Raw genomic sequence first — 18,990 nt, forward strand, 5'->3', positions numbered from 1 at the left:
CGGTATCTCTCTTTTCTTCTCTAAAAATTCGTCAAGCGTATGTGAGTCGGAAGCAGTCTGAGGCGGGTCAGACTTCTTCGACCGAGCTGGGCTCAGCCCGGGAGAGATCGATGCCGAGTTCCTCAGCGGCGGTGAAGCCGGAGTCCTCGGAATCGGCGTCGCGCATGTGGAAGGCGTCACCGTGCTCGTTGAGCACCTCGACGTTCAGGCACAGCGACTGCATCTCCTTGATGAGCACCTTGAAGGACTCCGGAACACCGGGCTCCGGGATGTCCTCGCCCTTGACGATGGCCTCGTAGACCTTCACGCGGCCGTGGATGTCATCGGATTTGATGGTCAGCAGCTCCTGCAGGGTGTAGGCGGAGCCGTAGGCCTCCAGGGCCCAGACCTCCATCTCACCGAAGCGCTGGCCGCCGAACTGCGCCTTACCGCCCAGCGGCTGCTGGGTGATCATGGAGTACGGTCCGGTGGAGCGGGCGTGGATCTTGTCGTCCACCAGGTGGTGGAGCTTCAGGATGTACATGTAGCCCACGGAGACCGGGTCCGGGAAGGGCTCGCCGGAGCGGCCGTCGAACAGCTGGGCCTTGCCGTCGGAGCCGACCAGCTGCTCGCCGTCACGGGAAGGGGTGGTGGCCTCCAGGATGCCGGTGAGCTCCTCGGGCTCCGCGCCGTCGAACACCGGGGTGGCCACCTTGGTGGGTCCGATCTCCTTGGGCAGGTTGGGCAGATTCTTGAGCCACTCGGGATTGCCCTCGATCTTCCAGCCGTTGGCTGCCGCCCAGCCCAGGTGCAGCTCCATGACCTGGCCGATGTTCATACGGCCGGGCACGCCCATGGGGTTCAGTACGACGTCGACCGGGGTTCCGTCGGGCAGGAAGGGCATGTCCTCGACCGGCAGGATCTTGGAGATGACACCCTTGTTGCCGTGGCGGCCGGCCAGCTTGTCACCGTCGGTGATCTTACGCTTCTGGGCCACGTAGACCCGGACCACCTGGTTCACGCCTGGGGGCAGCTCGTGGTCGTCGTCCTCGGCGTCGAGGATGCGCACACCGATCACGGTGCCGGCCTCGCCGTGAGGCACCTTCAGGGAGGTGTCGCGGACCTCGCGGGACTTCTCGCCGAAGATGGCGCGCAGCAGCCGCTCCTCCGGGGTCAGCTCGGTCTCACCCTTAGGCGTGACGCGGCCGACCAGGATATCGCCGGACTCCACTTCAGCGCCCACGTGGATGATGCCGCGCTCGTCGAGCTGGGCGAGCATCTCCTCGGAGACGTTGGGGATGTCCCGGGTGATCTCCTCTGCACCGAGCTTGGTGTCGCGGGCATCGACCTCGTGCTCCTCAATGTGGATGGAGGTGAGCACATCGTCTGCCACCAGACGCTGGGACAGGATGATCGCGTCCTCGAAGTTGTGACCCTCCCAGGACATGAAGGCCACCAGCAGGTTCTTGCCCAGGGCCAGCTCGCCGAGCTCGGTGGAAGGCCCGTCGGCGATGATCGACTGGCGCTCCACCCGGTCGCCCTCGGCCACCCGGACCACCTGGTTATAGGCGTTGCCCTGGTTGGAGCGCTGGAACTTCATGATCGGGTAGTTGGTGTAGGAGCCGTCGTCGTTCTGGACGATGACCAGGTCGGCGGCCACCTTGGTGACCACACCGGCCTTGGTGGCGACCACGGAGTCGCCGGCGTCGATCGCAGCGTACTTCTCCATGCCGGTGCCCACCAGCGGGGACTCGGACTCCAGCAGCGGCACAGCCTGGCGCTGCATATTGGCACCCATCAGGGCGCGGTTGGCGTCGTCGTGCTCCAGGAACGGGATCAGGGCGGTGGCCACTGACACCATCTGGCGCGGGGAGACGTCCATGTAGTGGATATCGGCCGGGGAGACCAGTATGGGCTCACCCTGCTCGCCGGAGGAGGCGTCACCGCGGCAGAGCACCACGTCTTCTGTGAAGGAGCCGTCCTGGTTCAGCGGCGCGTTGGCCTGGGCGATATTGGCCACCAGCTCGTCATCGGCGGTGAGGTACTCGATCTGCTCGGTGACCTTGCCGCCCTTGACCACCCGGTAGGGGGTCTCGATGAAGCCGAAGTTGTTGATCCGCCCGTAGGTGGCCAGCGAGCCGATCAGGCCGATGTTGGGACCTTCCGGAGTCTCGATGGGGCACATGCGGCCGTAGTGGCTGGGGTGCACGTCGCGGACTTCCATGCCGGCGCGGTCGCGGGAGAGGCCGCCCGGGCCCAGTGCGGACAGGCGCCGCTTGTGGGTCAGCCCGGCCAGCGGGTTGTTCTGGTCCATGAACTGGGACAGCTGGGAGGTTCCGAAGAACTCCTTGATGGAGGCCACCACGGGCCGGATGTTGATCAGGGTCTGCGGGGTGATGGCCTCCACGTCCTGAGTGGTCATCCGCTCACGGACCACGCGCTCCATGCGGGACAGACCGGTGCGCACCTGGTTCTCGATGAGCTCGCCCACCGCGCGGATGCGGCGGTTGCCGAAGTGGTCGATGTCATCAACGGTGACCGGCAGCTCGATCTCTTTGCCGTCACGGTTGCCCTTGATGGTCTTCTGACCGGCGTGCAGGGCACACAGGTAGTGGATCATCGCGGTGATGTCCTCTTCGGTGAGCACCGAGTCGGTGAACTCCTTGTCCACGCCCAGCTTGCGGTTGAGCTTGTAGCGGCCCACCTTGGCCAGGTCGTAGCGCTTTGAGCTGAAGTAGAGGGACTCCAGCAGGGAGCGGCCGGCCTCGACTGTGGGCGGCTCACCCGGGCGCAGCTTGCGGTAGATGTCCAGCAGCGCCTCTTCCTGGGTCTCGAAGGTGTCCTTCTCGAGAGTGGCGCGGATGGAGTCGTAGCCGCCGAACTCCTCCAGGATCCGGGACTCGGGCCAGCCGATGGCCTTCAGCAGCGCGGTCACCGGCTGCTTACGCTTGCGGTCCAGGCGCACGCCGACCTGGTCGCGCTTGTCGATCTCGAGTTCGAACCAGGCACCGCGGGAGGGGATCACCTTGGCGGTGAAGATCTCCTTATCGGTGGTCTTGTCCTGGGCGGACTCGAAGTAGGCGCCCGGTGAGCGGACCAGCTGGGAGACCACTACACGCTCGGTGCCGTTGATGATAAAGGTGCCGCGGGAGGTCATCAGCGGGAAGTCGCCCATGAACACGGTCTGCTGCTTGATCTCACCGGTGTTGTGGTTCATGAACTCGGCTTTGACGTACAGCGGGGCCGAGTAGGTGATGTCGTGGTCCTTGCACTCCTCCACGGTGTACTTGGGGTCCGCGAACTCCGGGTCGGAGAAGCTCAGGCTCATCGTCTCCTGGAAGTCCTCGATGGGGGACATCTCCTCGAAGATGTCAGCCAGCCCGGAGGTATCGGAGACGCCCTTGATGCCCTTCTCCTTGGCCTCGGCCACACGGGCGGCCCAGGCCTCATTGCCCACCAGACGGTCAAATGACTCAATCTGCAGAGCCAGCAGCTCCGGGACATCGAGGGGTTCGTGGATCTTTGCGAATGAGAGACGGCCGGCGTATTCGGGAGTGCGGGCCGATGCAGCGGTATTTGGTGAGGTGCTCGAGGCGACCAAGAGGGATCCTTCCACAGACCTGTATTCGTTATGCGTACCGGATCGCTTCCACGCAACATACGTGCGCCACCGCTATATGAAGGCACGAAGAAAGTGGGGAAACGCGAAGTTTTAGGATACACAGAGAATCCAGGCGCGCGCAAGTGCGCACCACAAAGAGCCCCAGACCGGGGTGATGCCGTACACAATACCTCACGACGAGGCCGAGCCGCCTCCGCGAGGCCCGAGCGTGTCAAGTGCCTGCTGCACAGGTGAGGACCTGCGGGCCGCGGCAACGCGGGATCAGCATCGCGACGCCGCCCGACCCACCAGCAACCTGCCCGGCCGTTGTTTCACAAAGTGCCGAAAATAGGGGGCGGAATGAAACATCTGCCGGGTAATTCCGTCCGCGGCAAGGGTCAGGAAGCAGATACCTGGACCACCCGGATGCGCACCCAGCGGGTGTGGGCCAGAGCGGCGGCGGCCGCCAGCAGGGCAGCCGCCAACAGGATGAACGCGGCACCGGGGATCAGCACCCCGCTCACCACCCGAGCCAGCATCCAGGCCACCACAGTCACCGCGAAGACGGCGGCGGCCCTGCCGGCCCAGCGGATCCACAGCTGGGTCGGCACAGGTGCAGCCACCGGCAGCACCGCGGCGGCTGCGCAGCCGGTATGCAGGATCAGCAGAAACGCCGCGGCAGGCAGTGTCCAGAAGGAGCGGGCGTCGTCGTTGACTGATACCCAGGCGATCACTGCGTAGGCGAGCATGCTCAGGGGCACCAGGTCTCGCGGCCAGAGAGCTGCGGCAAGACTTCCGGCGGCAGGGACCAGGGCGGTCCAGAAGTCGGTGATGCCGCGTTCGGAGACCAGGGCGAGCAAGGCGGTGAAGCTCAGTCCGGACAGCGCGATGAGTCCCCGCAGCAGCAGCTGGGCGGCCGAGCCATGACGGATGAGTTGACGCATCAGCGCGCCCCTGCCCTGCCGCGTCTGCTGAGCATCCGCAGCACGGTGTCCATAGTGCCGGGTCCGCGCCAGTCCACCACAGCCACTCCGGCCTGGACGGCCCGGCGGATTTCGCGCTCGCGCTCCAGCATCCGCAGTCGCCAGGCCAGCTGATCGTAGGCATCGGCCTCCTTCAGCTGAGGGTCGGTTCCGCTGAGCACGTCCACGGCCAGCACGGTCATCCCGCTGCGGGCCAGGGCGGCGGCCCGGGTGAGGATGGCCTCGGAGACCAGTGCAGAGACGATCACCACCAAGGTGCCGGCGCGCAGGCCCAGGCGGATCTTCTCCGGTTCGATCCTCCGCTCCGGGGCCGGGACGGCTGCGGCCAGCACATCGAGCAGCCGGCGGTAGTGCTTGGGCCCGGTGCCGGGGTTCAGCCGCTGGGGCATAGCACCGGAGATGACCTGAAGGCTGACCCGGTCACCCTGGTGGGTGAAGTGCTCCCCAATTGCGGCCGCGGCCCGGACCGAACTGTCCAAGGTTGAGGAGATTCCGCCCGTGCCCTCGGAGCTGCCCAGATCGTTCTGGGCGTCCAGGATCAGAGCAACATGGGTGTCCTGATCCGCGTAGGAGGAGGTGACATGCAGTTCGCCGGTGCGCAGCGAGCGGGGCCAGTGGATGTTCTTCAGCCTGTCACCCCACTGGAAGTGCCGGATGCTGGCGAACTCACTGCCCTGCCCTGGGCGGGTCGAACGGTGGTGGCCCACCAGTCCGCGGGGGTGCGGGGCAGGGGCGGAAGTGTCGAAGTGCTCGGCGGCCGGCAGCACCTTCTGCTGTCTTCCGGTCAGCGGCACCGGGCCCCAGCAGTGCGCTCCCCACGGGCCCACCGCGCCCACCAGGGTGGTGCCGTAGCTGCGGTTGCCCCAGCGCAGCGGATCCGCTCCCACTGTGAGCTGCGCATCGCTGCCCTCCACTATGTGCACCTGGGAGCCGTGATGCGGGCGGCGCTGCATCCAGGCAGTGGGCGCCAGGCTGGCCACGGCCAGATCTGCGCCCTGCAGGCCGTGGCCTTGCACGATGACCTCGTTGTGCTCACCCTCAGCAGTGCGCTGCCGAGCCAGCCGGGCAGTGGCCCAGGGTTTCCCGGCAGGCCGGGCCAGCACCGCCCAGGCGGCTGCGAGCGCCAGGGGCGCCACCAGGATGAGCGCATCAGGCCGTGCGGCCACCAACGCGATGAATATGCCCAGGGTGGCGATCAGTACGGCCCGCAGGTGAGCGTGAGTGAGCAGCCAGCGACCACTGCTGGCTGTGCTGGGCCCTTCCGGATCCGACTCCACCGTCCCGCTCATCCCTGGGCGTCTCCGGCAACAGCGTCTGCGGCCCGTGCGGCGGGCACCGGCACCTCACTGAGCACCTTCTGGGTGATCTGGGCCGGCCGGGTGTCGGACATCCACAGCTCCGGCTTGAGCACAATGCGGTGGTCCAGCACCGGGTGGGCTACGGCTTTGACGTCCTCCGGGATGATGTAGTCCCGGCCGCTGATCACCGCATAGGCCCGGGCTACCAGGATCAGGGCGAGGGAGCCGCGCGGGGAGGCGCCAACCTGGACCCCTGGGGCCCGGCGGGTGGCTGCGGCCAGCCGCACGCAGTAGGCGGAGATGTCATCCTCCACCGGAATCGCCTCCACCGCCTGCTGCATCGCCAGCAGCCCGGCGGCGTCAGTGGCCGGCTCCAGGGTGAGCTCTTCGCGCTGACGTGCCAGGCGGCGTCGTAGTATCTCCTGCTCATCCCCTGCCTCCGGGTAGCCGAAGCTCAGCCGGAGCAGGAACCGGTCCAGCTGAGCCTCGGGCAGCGGATAGGTGCCCTCATACTCCACCGGGTTGGAGGTGGCCAGCACGTGGAAGGGGCGGTCCAGGGTGAAGGTTCGGCCCTCCACGGTGACCTGCTTCTCAGCCATCGCCTCCAGCAGTGCCGACTGGGTCTTGGGCGGGGTGCGGTTGATCTCATCGGCCAGCATCAGGCCGGTGAACAGTGGGCCTCTGCGGAATTGGAACTGCCCGGAGGACTGATCGTAGACATAGGCGCCGGTAAGATCGGCCGGCAGCAGGTCGGGGGTGAACTGTGCGCGGGCGAAGTCCAGGCCCAGCGCCTGGGCGAAGGAGCGGGCGGTCAGGGTCTTGCCCAGGCCCGGCAGGTCCTCCAACAGCACATGACCGCCGGCCAGGATCGCGGCCAGGGTAAGGGTGAGCGGCTCGCGCTTGCCCACCACGGCAGTCTCCACCTGGTCGAGAACCTTCTGGGCCAGCTGTTGGGTTGTTTCAGTCACAATTCCTCGATTCTGCGTTGGTCCCGGCGGCGCCTCCCTGACGTGGCCCGCTCAAACGCCAGAGTGCCTGCACGGGTCCCCAACATCAGGGGCCCTTGCCGCGCGCACCTCTCGGCCGGCAAGACTTTGCCGGCCTTCACACCTAAAATGTGGCGAGCTCTTTCCACTACAGGTTCTCTATCCTTTGGATCACATCGGAGAGCGTTCGGGCGGTGGCCCGGTGGGGTGGGCCGGCCGCCAGATAGTCGGCCAGCTGCGGTCCCAGTGCGGCGCGCAGAGCTTCTGGGTCCTCAGTGTCCACCCCGTGGGCAGCCGCTCGCTCTGTGGCGAGCAGAGTCAGCGACCGGTGCAGCTCGGCACGGAAGTAGGCGTCGTCGGTTCCGTGCAGCATCCTGCGGATCCGGCGCAGCCTTGGATCGGCAGCCCCGAACACCGGATCAGGCTCCACCGGATCTGGGCTGAACCAGTGCACCTGGGTGGTGAGCTCATCAAAGTTCAGCACCGTGGCGGTCACCGTGAAGGCTGCCAGCACCAGGACCAGGCAGACGGCCAGTCCCAGCTGCCAGGGATGGGGCAGCAGGTCACCAGCCGAGAGGGCGATGAACAGTACGACGCCGCAGACCAGGGCGGCTGTCCCCACGGTCACTACACGCTTCACGGCACCTCCTGCTGGTTGCGGCGGTCCTGGATGGCTGAGTGCACCTTCTCCAGGCAGGCGGCAGCGCGCTGCCGGTGATCTTCGGTGAGCTCCTGGCGGGAGAAGCGTGCTGCGCGGTAGAGCTCGGCCAGCTCGGTGATGGTGGCAGCGTCGACCTCCCAGTGAGCCAGTACCCGTTCGGTGAACTCCTGGGCGGTCTCGGAGCCGGTGCGGTGCAGCCCGGCGCCCTCAGCGGCATCCTCCAGAGCTACCCAGCAGGCCACCACCGCGTTGGGCGGGGAGCCTTCAACGAGCGCGCGCCCCCGGGCCTTGCTGGTGGTTTCTGCCGCATACTTGAGGTCTTCGATGACCTCCACCGGGTCGGCGCGGTGACTGCCGCGCTCCCGGAGCCACGTCAGCAGCACATAGCTGCCGAAGATCAGCAGGCCGAGAACGCTGAGCAGGGCGATGACTGCAAAGACCGGCTCCAGCCAGCTGAGATCCAGGGTGGCGCTGTCACCGAGCTGTTCTTCAAGGTCCGGGGCCTCCTCCGGGAGCTCCTGATCGAAGTCGCACCAGGCGGGAATCTCCTCGGCTGACTCCGGGTCGCTGGGACAGGGCAGCCCCTGGGGTTCGTCTGCGGAGCCGTCCCCGTCGCGGTCTAAGAACGGCAGGGGGCCGCTGTAGCGCGGGATCGGGGCCGCGGAGGCCACCACCAGCAGGAACAGACCCAGCACGCTGAGCACAGCTGCCGCCCGGGCCTTGGTGGTGTCCATCGCCACAAACGTACCGGATATACCCTTATTTGCAGTGGAACGGATTCTTGAACGGACGGGGAGCTGGTGCGCCCAGCGACCCTGGCGGGTGCTGGGCGGCTGGCTGATCATCGCAGTGCTGGCCTTGGGCGGTGCCCTGCTGATGGGTCGCGGGCCCTCCGGCTCCTACAGCGCCCCCGGTGCGCAGTTCCAGACCGTAGGCGAGCAGGTGGAGGCCCAGATTCCGGAGGCCGGCGGCGGGAACTCGCGGGTGCTGGTCACCACCGATGACGGCACTGCGTTCTCTGATGCCCAGCGCGCTCAGCTGGAGCGCCTCACTGAGCGCCTGGGCGAGTTGGAGCAGGTCAGCGGGGCCGCTGATCCCTTTGCCATGGGCCAGCAGATTGTGGAGGGCTACCGGGACCTCAATGAAGGCTGGCAGGAGGTGGAGGCCCAGCTCAACGACTATCAGGAGCAGACCGGGCTGAACCGGGAGGAGCTGCTGGCCGAAGTGCAGTCCGGCACTCTGGATGAGCAGCACACTTCGGGCCAGAGGTTCACCAGCGCTGATGTGCGTGAGGCGGTGGAGGCTCTGGACACCCTGCGGATGGGTGAGCGCTTCGTGCGACTGCTGGAGGATGCCAATACGGTCACTGCGGACAGTTCTGCGGGGCTTCTCACCCTGCAGCTGAACGACCAGGCGCTGAATATGTCTGCCGACGAACGCGCCGAGATCATCAGCACTGTGGAGGAGCATCTGCCGGCCGGAGTCAGTGCCGAGTTCGGTCTGGAGCTGGTCCAGGACTTCACCGACCTGCTAGGAGTCACCGAGATCCTGGGCCTGCTCTTCGCCGCCCTGGTGCTGGCACTGATGCTGCGCTCGGTGCTGGCCGCAGGTCTCCCGCTGATGGTGGCCGGGTTGGGGGTCGGCGTCGGGGTCACTCTGGCCTACGGACTGACTCTGGTGCTGGATATGACCTCCACCGATCTGATGCTGGCGCTGATGCTGGGCCTGGCCATGGGTGTGGACTATATGCTGCTGTGGCTCTACCGATACCGGGGACTGCGCCGCAATGGCGGACTGGAGGTCCACCAGGCGATCGCCGTTACCTCCGGCACCGCTGGTCGCACGGTGTTCTTCGCTGCAGTGACCAATATGGTCGCTCTGCTGGCCCTGGGCCTGACCGGACTGCCGTTTATGGCCACGATGGGCGCGGTGAGCGCGCTGACCATCGGCACCCTGACCCTTGCGGTACTCACGGTCACCCCGGCGGCGGTGGGGCTGGTGGGCGGCAGGATCGCCCGCCCTCGTCCACTGCCGACACATGACCCCGCCGTGCCTGAGCAGCAGCCGAGGACGCCGCGGATCAGTTTTGTGGTGCGGCACCCGGTGGTCTGCCTCGTGGCAACCACACTGCTGCTGGTGATCATCGCGCTGCCGGCTGCCGGGTTGCGGCTGACCTTGCCCACCGGGGCCGAGGAGGCTGAGTCCTCCACCGCCTACCAACACTTCGACGGGATGCGGGAGCATTTCGGAGCGGGCGAGAACGGCCGGATTCTCGTACTGGTGGAGCTGGATGAGCAGCTCAATGAGAACCAGCAGTTCATTGAGGTGATGGATATGGCTCGGGTCTACGCCCAGGACCGGCGGATCTCCCAAGCGATGCCACTGGGCGCCAGCGAGGACGGCCGCTGGCGGCTTATCCACCTGGTGCCCTCGGTGGGCCCGGAGGATCCTGAGGCTGCTCAGCTGGCTGAGGACCTGATATCCGGCCGGGAGACTCTGGCAGCCGACCGGGGGCTGGACTCACTGGGCTACACCGGCCGAGTGGTCGCTGATGTGGAGCTCTCTGACCTGCTGCTGCGGGTGCTTCCGCTCTACCTGGGGGCGGTGGTGCTGGTCTGCCTGGCGGTGGTCACCACAATATTCCGGTCACTGTGGATCCCGCTGCTGACAGTGGCCGGCTACCTGCTGAGCCTGGCAGCCACGGTGGGCGTCGTCGTCGCTGTGGTGCAGTGGGGCTATGGGGCTTCGCTGCTGGGGATTGCCGAGCCCGGTGTCACTGTGGCCTTCTTGCCGGTGCTGCTCTCCGGGCTGCTGTTCGGTCTGGCCATTGACTATCAGCTGTTCATCACCTCCGGGATGCAGGATGCCCGGCGGGAGGGGATTCCGGGTTGGGCGGTGGTCAATGAGGGGCTGCGCCGGTCCCGGCCGGTGGTGCTGGCCTGCGGGCTGATCATGGTCTCGGTGTTCGTGGGCTTCGTCTCCGCTGAGCTGTCCCCGGTGCGGCAGATGAGCTTTGCCTTCGCGGTGGGAGTGGCGTTGGAGGCCTTTGTGGTGCGCAGCGTGATGGTGCCTGCTGCGCTGCAGCTGCTGGGCGAGCGAGCCTGGCGGTTCCGGCGGCCGCAGTCGGTGGGCGGGAGTCTTGGGCATAATGGAGCGGTGCGCAGCTGAACGACTGCGTGACAACGTCATCGAAACGAGGAACGGAATATGTCTCAGCCTCCGCAGGACGGCAATCAACACCCGAATCAGCCCTACGGGGGCGACCCGCAGGGCGGGCCACCACCAGGTCAGGTACCGCAGCCTCCGGCACAGAGCCAGCAGTCCGGTCAGGGCGGGCCTCACCCCCAGCAGCCGCAATACGGAGGCCAGCCTCAGCAGCCGGGGTGGCAGCAGCACCCGCAGGGCGGGCAGTATCCCCAGCAGCCCGGCCAGTATCCGCAGCAGGGCTATCCCGGGCCAGGGGGCGGCCAACCGCCCGGAGGCTATCCGCCGCAGCAGGGACCCTACTACCCGGAGCAGAATCCGCAGGGCGGCAGGAAGAGATCAGCGCTGCCCTGGGTAATCGCCGCAGCTGCGGTGGTGGTGATCGGCGGCGGTATCGTCGCACTGCTGTGGTTCCTGCTGGGCGATGATGAGACCCAGGAGACGCTGGAGGCCGACCAGGCCAGCCACCTGCTGCTCTCCTCGGAGGATCTCAGCGAGATCGGCCTGAGCTTCCCGCTGGTGGAGAGCGAGTCCTTCGACCGCACCGATATCGGCGGCGAATGGGACCAGGCCTGGTCTGAGATCGACGACGATCTGGACACCTTTATGCAGGAATGGCAGTCCACCTCCGCCGAGGTGCGCCAGACCCTGGATGAGTTCGAGATCGACTACAACGAGGCCTGCTTCGAAGCCGTGGACCGGCTGGCCACCAACAGCGACGTCTACGATGACCTCGCTCAGGAGCCCTACTCCGGCTCTGCCCTGGTAGCTGGGGATGAGTTCGAGGCTGAGGCTGTGGTGGTGACCATCCTCAGCTATGAGGAGGGCCAGCAGATGGAGCGCCACGTGGACACCTTGCTGGACGGCTGCGCCGGCGATGAGATCCGCTATGTGCAGGACGGTTTCGGGGTCAGCCAGGAGATTGCGCAGGTGGACTACCAGGGGTTCACCGGTTTCCGCCAGACTCAGGCTGTGGAGTTCAACCTCAATGAGGTCTCCCTTCCTGACACCCTGCCGGAGAACCTGCCGGATGAGCTGCCACTGGATGACCCACAGGCTCAGGCCGAGTACCAGCAGTGGCTGCAGGAGTACCAGCAGGCTCGCGCCGAGTACCAGCAGATCCGCCCTGAGCTGGAGGCCGAGCTGCGCCGTGAGCTGGACATGATCTGCGCCGACCTGGAGTTCGAGACCGGACTAGGCTGCCAGGACCAGGCCAGCAGCGACTACTGGTTCGCCACCATGGACCACGGCAACAACATCGTCACCGTGATCATGACCACCACCCAGGGCGGGGACTTCGGCGGCAGCCTCACCGAGGACGACTTCTACGCAGTGCTCGACGCCCAGCTGGAGAATCTCTCCAGCGGCCTCGACGACTGAACGAATCTTCCTGGCAGAAGGGGCCGGTGCTGGGGCTCCCCGGCGCCGGCCCCTTCTGTGTACGGGTGAGGCGCGAGCGAACGATGCGCCGACTTGACGGTGCGGAGACAGGCAAGGCTTTGCCGGCCGGGATGGGAACCGTGACGTCAGGGCCCCGTGCCAATGCTCTGCATTGGTGCAGGTCACCTCATGGCGCGCCCGACCCGGGTTCCGCACTGGAACGATCCAGTGAAATCGCCGCACTATTTCCCCGGATGTCACCTCAGGGTTCACCATCAGGTCATCCGGTGTTCTTAGCCTCGTCGCATGGAACGGTCCAGACCGCGTGTCTGGCACCGTGCCCGTTACCCCAGACCCCTTGGAGAGGCACAGCCATGCGATACGCGGCACGAACCACCACCGGGATTGCCCTCGCGGCCCTGGTCCTGACCGCCTGCGGAGGCGGGAACCCTGACAACAGCACATCAGAGGGGTCAGACAACGTCAGCGGCGCAGCAGCCGCCGGCTCCTTGGACACCGGGATGGCCACCGGCGCCCCCTCCCTTGCCGGTGAACGCACCGCCCCCACCGGTGAGGCCCCCGACCTGGCGGAGCTCGTGGAAGCAGGGGATCTCCCGCCGGTTGACCAGCGAGTCCCCGAAGCGGCCGTGACCATCATCGGCAAGGACGGAGTCGGCCAGTACGGCGGCGAGCTGCAGATGGCCATGAACGGCAACGACGACGACTCTCTGATCCGCCGCTACGCTGCCTATGAGCCGATGGCCCGGTGGGACGGCGACTGGTCCTCCGAGCTGACCCCAGGGGTGGCCCGTGACTGGGTGGTCTCCGAGGACGCCACCACCTACACCTTCCACCTGGAGGAGGGCATCCGCTGGTCAGACGGGGAGCCCTTCACCGCCGATGACATCGTCTTCGGATACGAAGATGTCCTGATGAACGATGAGCTGACCCCTGGGCCCACCGAATACCTCATGGATCCGGAGGGCAATTGGCCGACCATCACCACCGATGGTGACTACACCATCACCCTTGAGTTCGAGGTCCCGCACGGCCTCTTCCTCTACCAGTTGGCCCGTGCTGAGGAGGACGGCAAGTTCCACCGGTTTCCACGGCACTACCTGGAGCAGTTCCACATCGACTACAACGACGACGCCGAGGCCCTGGCCGCCGAGGAGGGCTACGAGGACTGGGCGGACATGTTCACCTCCAAGGGCTGGGTGACCCTGGGCACCGGCTTCGACTCCCGGTGGATGAACCCTGAGCTCCCGCAGATCAATCCCTACATCATCGAGACCCCTGCCTATGAGGGCACCCGGGTCACCGCCGTGCGGAACCCCTACTACTGGAAGGTGGATGAGCAGGGCAACCAACTGCCCTATATCGACCGTCTGGTCTTCGATGTGTTCGACTCCGCTGAGGTGATCGCCTTCCGTGCGGCCGCCGGGAATATCTCCTACCAGGACCGGCACTTCGACCACGACTTCCGGCCCCTACTGGCCGAGTCCATGGAGGACAACGACTTCTCCCTGATCGATGTGACCTCCACCGATATGAACACTCTGCTGTTCAACTTCAACCACATCCACCCGGATGAGCAGATGCGGGAGGTATTCACCGATCTCAACTTCAAAGCAGGGCTGAGTCACGCCATGAACCGCGAGGAGATCATCGAGCTGGTCTACTTCGGCCAGGGTGAGCCCTCGCAGGCTTCCCCGCGCGAGGGCTCACCCTACTACCACGAGGAGCTGGCCACCCAATACCTGGAGTTCGACCTCGATCAGGCCAACGACTACCTGGACCAGGTGCTGCCTGAGACCGATGAGAACGGCAACCGGCTCGGACCAGATGGTCAGCCGTTCACCTTCGACGTCGATGTGGCCACCGACCGCTCGGTGGAGCACGCCAGGGTGCTCGAGCTGGTCCAGGCTCATTGGGCCGAGGTCGGCATCACCATGGAGATCCAGTCCATGGACCGCGACCTGCGCAATGAGCGCCGCGACGCCGGAGAGTTCGACGTCTACGTCCGCGACGGCTCTGCGGGGCTGCAGGACGCCATCCTGCGCCCGCACTGGTACATGCCCTTCGGTGACTCCGGCGCCTACGCTTGGTCCTGGGGCTCCTACTACCTGGACGGTGAGGATGCCGGTGAAGCCCCACCTGAGGAGTCCCCGGCCTGGCGCCAGTGGGAGCTCTACGGCGAAATCCTGGTCACCGCAGATCCGGATGAGCAGGCTCGCCTGATGGAGAAGCTGCTGGATGTCTCCGCCGAAGCCTTCTGGACCATCGGTCTCTCCACCAGTCCCAACCGCGCCGGAGTGGTGCACAACGACCTGCGCAATGCCCCGCATGAGCTCTACGAAGCCTCCGCCTACCAGAATCCGGGACCCTCCTACCCCGCCGTGTGGTGGTGGGAGAACCCGGATGAGGCGGTGGCCGACGATGAGGACGAGGCCCAGGACTATATCGACGAGTACGAAGGTGAAGACCTCCCGAGCGATCAGTGAGGACAGGCGTAGGAGGGGCCTGCCTCCAGGTCCCTCCTACCTGTTTTGGGCGTGAAGGCCGAGGCAACTCGACCGCGACGCGAGCACGACCTGCGCGTGCTGCTGGGACCAACAGAGTGAGGGACACATGCTGCAGTTCATGATCCGCCGCATCGGCTGGTCGCTGCTGACCGTTTGGCTGATCTCCCTGGTCTGCTTCTTCATCATCCAGGCCCCTCCGGGGGACTTCGTCTCCGTGCTGATGGCCAACGCGGAGGCAGACGGCCGGCGCCTGACCGCCCAGCAGGTCGATGTGCTGCGAGAGCGGTACAACCTGGACCAGCCCTGGTACGCCCAGTACTGGGCCTGGATCTGGGGCATCCTCACCGAGTTCGACTTCGGCTACTCCTTCAGATGGAACCGGCCTGCTACCGATGTGATCATGGAGCACCTGCCCTTCACCCTGCTGCTGGCCGGCGGTTCAATGTTTCTCACCTGGATCATCGCCTTCGGCATCGGTATCTACACCGCGGTGAAGCGCTACTCCATCGGTGACTACTTCTGGACCTTCGTCGGATTCATCGGTCTCTCCGTGCCGAATTTCGTGCTTGCCCTGGTCTTCATGTATGTGGCCTTCCGCTACTTCGACATGAGCGTAGGCGGGCTGTTCTCCCCGGAGTATGTAGAGGCTGACTGGTCAGCGGCCCGAGTGCTGGACCTGCTGCAGAACCTGGCGGTGCCTGCGCTGATCATCGCCACCGCAGGCACCGCCGGGCTGATCCGGATCACCCGGGCCAATCTCTCCGACGAGCTTGCCCAGCCCTATGTGATGGCCGCCCGGGCCCGCGGCCAGCGCGAGAACGTACTGCTGATGCGGTACCCGGTGCGGGCCGCGATGAATCCCTTCATCTCCACCATCGGATACGCGATCCCCTCGGTAATCTCTGGGGAGGTCATCGTCTCCTCGGTCCTCTCCCTACCCACCACCGGACCGGTCCTGCTGGGGGCGCTGCGTAACCAGGACATGTACTTGGCCGGCAGCTTTCTGCTCATCCTCGGGGTGCTGACCGTGATCGGCACCGTGATCTCGGATCTGGTGCTCGCCTGGGCAGACCCCCGGGTCCGGCGCCAGCATTCAGGAGCCGCACAATGACCACACTCGAAGGGCCTATCCCCGAAGACTCCTTCAACCGTGACGCCGACAATGCCGAGGGCAGTCAGGGTGAGCAGGCGGCGGCGTCCTCGAAGAAGGACGTGGGCACTCGCTCCTCCCGTTCTCTGGTCTGGCGGCGGTTCAAACGGCATAAGTTGGCGGTGGTCTCCCTATGGATCATCGTCGGCGTGTACCTCATCGCGATCTTCGCCGATGTCATCGCTCCGCGGCCGGCGGGGGACTACAACCCTGACTACCCCTATGTTGCACCGCAGTCGATCACCCTCACCGATCCTGGGGACGGCCGGGGTTTCGGCCTCTATGTGCACGGCTACACCCAGGAGATCGACCCGGTCTCCTGGAACCGCTACTACACCCAGGACCCCGATGAGCTGCACAAGCTCGGGTTTTTCGTCTCCTCCGGGCATGACTATCGGTTCCTGGGCCTGTTCACCACAGACCGCAAGCTCTTCGCTCCCCAGGAGGCCGATGCGCCGTTCTTCCTGATGGGCGCCGACGCCAATGGGCGAGATATCTTCTCCCGGGTCGTCTACGGCACCCAGGTCTCGATGTCCATCGGTCTGATCGGGGTGGCGCTGAGCCTGGTCATCGGCATCACCCTGGGGGCCGTGGCGGGGTTCTTCCGCGGGCCCATCGATGCCTTCATCCAGCGCATCACCGAACTGTTCATGTCGCTGCCCTCGATCCCGCTGTGGATGGCCCTGGCCGCGGCGATCCCCAGGGAGTGGGGACCGCTGACCATCTACTTCGCGATCACCGTGCTGCTCTCCCTGATCGGCTGGACCTCACTCTCCCGCGAGGTGCGAGGTCGTGTGCTCTCCCTGCGCAGCGAGGACTATGTGGTGGCCGCCCGGTTGGACGGGGTCAGTCGGTTCCGGGTGATCCGCCGGCATATCCTGCCTAGTCTGACCAGCCACATCATTGCCTCGGTGACCTTGGCGGTGCCGGCGATGATTCTGGCCGAGACATCCCTGAGCTTCCTGGGCCTGGGATTGCAGCCGCCGATCGTTTCCTGGGGTGTGCTGCTGCAGGAGGCGCAGAACATCCGCAGCGTGATCACCGCTCCCTGGCTGCTGATCGTTCCTTCCGCCGCGGTGGTCATCGCCACCCTGGCGCTGAACTTCCTGGGCGACGGGCTGCGCGACGCCGCCGACCCCTATGGAGGCGCACGATGAGACAGCCGCAGGATGCCACCCAGCCGCATGATGCAGCGGGAAGCGAGCCAACGGAGGTGATGACCGAGACATTGATGACGACGCCGTCCTCTCATCTTTCTGCCCCTGCTCCGCTGCTGGAGATCAGCGGGCTGACTGTGGAGTTCCCCACCGAGGAGCGGCTGGTCACCGCAGTGGCCGCGGCAGACCTGACCATCCGGGAGAACCAGGTGCACTGTCTGGTGGGAGAATCCGGCTCCGGGAAGTCGCAGACCGCACGTGCCGCTCTGGGGCTGCTGGACCCGCCGGGAAGGGTGGCCGGCGGGCAGATGCTCTTCCACCAGTCTGACGGCCAGGTGCTGGACCTGGCTGACCTCAAGCCCCGTGGCCGGCGGATGCGGCATATCCGCGGCGGGGAGATCGGGATGATCTTCCAGGAGCCGGCGCGCAGTCTCTCCCCCCTGCACACTGTGGGATTCCAGATCGCCGAGGCCATGCGCCTGCACCGGGGACTGACCAAGAAGGAGTCCTGGGAGGCGGCGGTGGAGGCGCTGCGCGCAGTGCGCATCCCCCGCTCAGAGCTGCGCGCCAAGTCCTATCCCTTTGAGCTCTCCGGAGGCATGCGGCAGCGGGCGATGATCGCCATCGCTCTGGCCGGTCAGCCGCGTCTGCTGATCGCCGATGAGCCCACCACCGCCCTGGATGTCACCACCCAGGCTCAGATCCTGGACCTGCTGCGGGAGATCCAGGCCGAGCGCGATATGGCGATCCTGTTCATCACCCATGACCTGGGCGTGGTGGCCGAGATGGCCGATGAGGTCTCGGTGATGCGCCGCGGCGAGGTGGTGGAGCACCGCGAGGTCCATGATCTCTTCGCCGCCGCGGAGCACTCCTATACGCAGATGCTGCTGAAGGCCACCCCCAAGCTCCGGGTGCCCACGGAGCGTCCTGGATCCCCACCCCTTGCCCCTTTCCGTTCGGTGGGCACCAACGCCCACAGTTCTACTGGTTTCGGAGCCATAACGTCGGCCTCCGTGGCCACCGTCAGGGGCAGCGCGACGACGACAGCCGCGGCAGATGCGGCCAAGCCGCTGGTGGAGGTGCGGAACCTGACCCGCTCCTTCATCCTGAAGTCCGGTGCGCTAGGACTGCAGCGCAACCAGCTGCGCGCGGTGGACGGGGTGGACCTGGACATCTACGCCGGGGAGACCCTCGGCCTGGTGGGTGAGTCCGGCTGCGGGAAGTCCACGCTGGCCAAATGCCTGCTGCGGGTGGAGAAGCCCACCGGCGGCACCGTCCTCCAGCGGCTGACCACACATGTCACGGGGGATGTGGCGGCGGTGCCGGAGCGCCAGCTGCGCGAGTACCGCCGCCAGATGCGGATGGTGTTCCAGGACCCCTTCGCCTCGCTGAACCCTCGGATGACGGTGCGGGACATCCTGCTGGAGCCGGTCCGCGGGGACGGGCCGATCTCTGACAACTGGTTGGTGGAGCTGCTGGAGCTGGTGGGCCTGGAGTCCGAGCACCTCGAGCGCTACCCCCACGCCTTCTCCGGGGGCCAGCGCCAGCGGATCGGGATCGCCCGGGCCATCGCCACCGACCCGCAGGTGCTGGTGGCAGATGAGGCGGTCTCCGCCCTGGACGTCTCGGTGCGCGCCCAGGTGCTGGACCTGATGGCCAGGCTGCAGGCCGAGCGGGGACTGAGCTACCTGTTCATCTCCCATGACATGTCCACCGTGGAGCACCTCAGCGACCGGGTGGCGGTGATGTACCTGGGCAAGCTGGTGGAGACCGCCCCCACCGCGGAACTGTTCACCCGGCCCATGCACCCCTATACCGAGACCCTGCTCTCCGCGGTGCCTATCGCGGACCCGGTGAGGCAGCGCGGGCGTGCGCGCATCGAGATCTCCGGGGAGCTTCCGGACCCCACGGAGAAGCCCTCCGGCTGCCCCTTCCGCAGCCGCTGCCGGTTCGCCCAGGAGATCTGCGCCACCGAGACTCCCCCGCTGCGAGGGACCGGTGAGGGCCGCCAGACCGCCTGCCACTTCGCCGAGCAGCTTCAACTGACCGGGATTCTCCGGTAGGTT

At 66.2% G+C, this 18,990-nt stretch carries 12 protein-coding genes; 6 read left to right on the forward strand and 6 right to left on the reverse strand.

Annotated features, from left to right (window positions below):
* Nucleotides 1-67: 67 nt before the first annotated feature.
* The 6 genes from rpoB to F0311_RS09705 all read right to left on the reverse strand — a co-directional run bounded on the left by rpoB (nt 68) and on the right by F0311_RS09705 (nt 8,242).
* Nucleotides 68-3,580 carry a DNA-directed RNA polymerase subunit beta gene (gene rpoB / locus F0311_RS09680; RefSeq protein WP_150461744.1) on the reverse strand — a complete coding sequence of 1,171 codons (3,513 nt, stop codon included), beginning with the start codon at nt 3,578-3,580 and terminating at the stop codon, nt 68-70.
* Nucleotides 3,581-3,978: 398 nt separating this feature from the next.
* Entirely contained in the window at nt 3,979-4,524 is a 546-nt protein-coding gene (locus tag F0311_RS09685) for a hypothetical protein (RefSeq protein WP_150461745.1), read from the reverse strand.
* The gene (locus F0311_RS09690) at nt 4,524-5,852 is read right to left on the reverse strand and encodes a DUF58 domain-containing protein (protein ID WP_150461746.1); all 1,329 of its coding nucleotides are present in this window, start codon (nt 5,850-5,852) and stop codon (nt 4,524-4,526) included. Before F0311_RS09690 ends, F0311_RS09685 begins: the two co-directional genes overlap by 1 nt.
* Complete coding sequence (locus F0311_RS09695) at nt 5,849-6,829, reverse strand: AAA family ATPase (protein ID WP_223881246.1); 981 nt, start codon at nt 6,827-6,829, stop codon at nt 5,849-5,851. Before F0311_RS09695 ends, F0311_RS09690 begins: the two co-directional genes overlap by 4 nt.
* A gap of 166 nt (nt 6,830-6,995) precedes the next feature.
* Entirely contained in the window at nt 6,996-7,487 is a 492-nt protein-coding gene (locus F0311_RS09700; protein WP_150461748.1) for a hypothetical protein, read from the reverse strand.
* A complete protein-coding gene (locus F0311_RS09705; protein WP_191089857.1) occupies nt 7,484-8,242 on the reverse strand; it encodes a DUF4129 domain-containing protein in 759 nt (252 codons plus the stop codon). The genes F0311_RS09700 and F0311_RS09705 overlap by 4 nt, the downstream gene beginning before the upstream one ends.
* A 34-nt stretch (nt 8,243-8,276) precedes the next feature.
* On the opposite strand from F0311_RS09705, the gene F0311_RS09710 reads away from it, so the two are divergent.
* From F0311_RS09710 to F0311_RS09735, 6 genes are all read left to right on the forward strand, one after another.
* Nucleotides 8,277-10,676, forward strand: coding sequence for an MMPL family transporter (locus F0311_RS09710; RefSeq protein WP_150461750.1), 2,400 nt, complete (start codon nt 8,277-8,279; stop codon nt 10,674-10,676).
* A gap of 39 nt (nt 10,677-10,715) precedes the next feature.
* Complete coding sequence (locus F0311_RS09715; protein ID WP_150461751.1) at nt 10,716-12,092, forward strand: hypothetical protein; 1,377 nt, start codon at nt 10,716-10,718, stop codon at nt 12,090-12,092.
* Nucleotides 12,093-12,466: 374 nt separating this feature from the next.
* Entirely contained in the window at nt 12,467-14,596 is a 2,130-nt protein-coding gene (locus F0311_RS09720) for an ABC transporter substrate-binding protein (RefSeq protein WP_191089858.1), read from the forward strand.
* Between the two features lie 127 nt (nt 14,597-14,723).
* The gene (locus F0311_RS09725) at nt 14,724-15,728 is read left to right on the forward strand and encodes an ABC transporter permease (protein WP_150461753.1); all 1,005 of its coding nucleotides are present in this window, start codon (nt 14,724-14,726) and stop codon (nt 15,726-15,728) included.
* Nucleotides 15,725-16,924 (forward strand): ABC transporter permease, encoded by a 1,200-nt coding sequence (locus F0311_RS09730; protein ID WP_150461754.1) that lies wholly within the window; start codon nt 15,725-15,727, stop codon nt 16,922-16,924. Before F0311_RS09725 ends, F0311_RS09730 begins: the two co-directional genes overlap by 4 nt.
* Complete coding sequence (locus F0311_RS09735; RefSeq protein WP_223881247.1) at nt 16,921-18,987, forward strand: dipeptide ABC transporter ATP-binding protein; 2,067 nt, start codon at nt 16,921-16,923, stop codon at nt 18,985-18,987. Before F0311_RS09730 ends, F0311_RS09735 begins: the two co-directional genes overlap by 4 nt.
* Nucleotides 18,988-18,990 lie beyond the last annotated feature (3 nt).

It is taken from the genome of Nesterenkonia ebinurensis, assembly GCF_008711175.1.
Taxonomy (GTDB): Bacteria; Actinomycetota; Actinomycetes; order Actinomycetales; family Micrococcaceae; genus Nesterenkonia; species Nesterenkonia ebinurensis.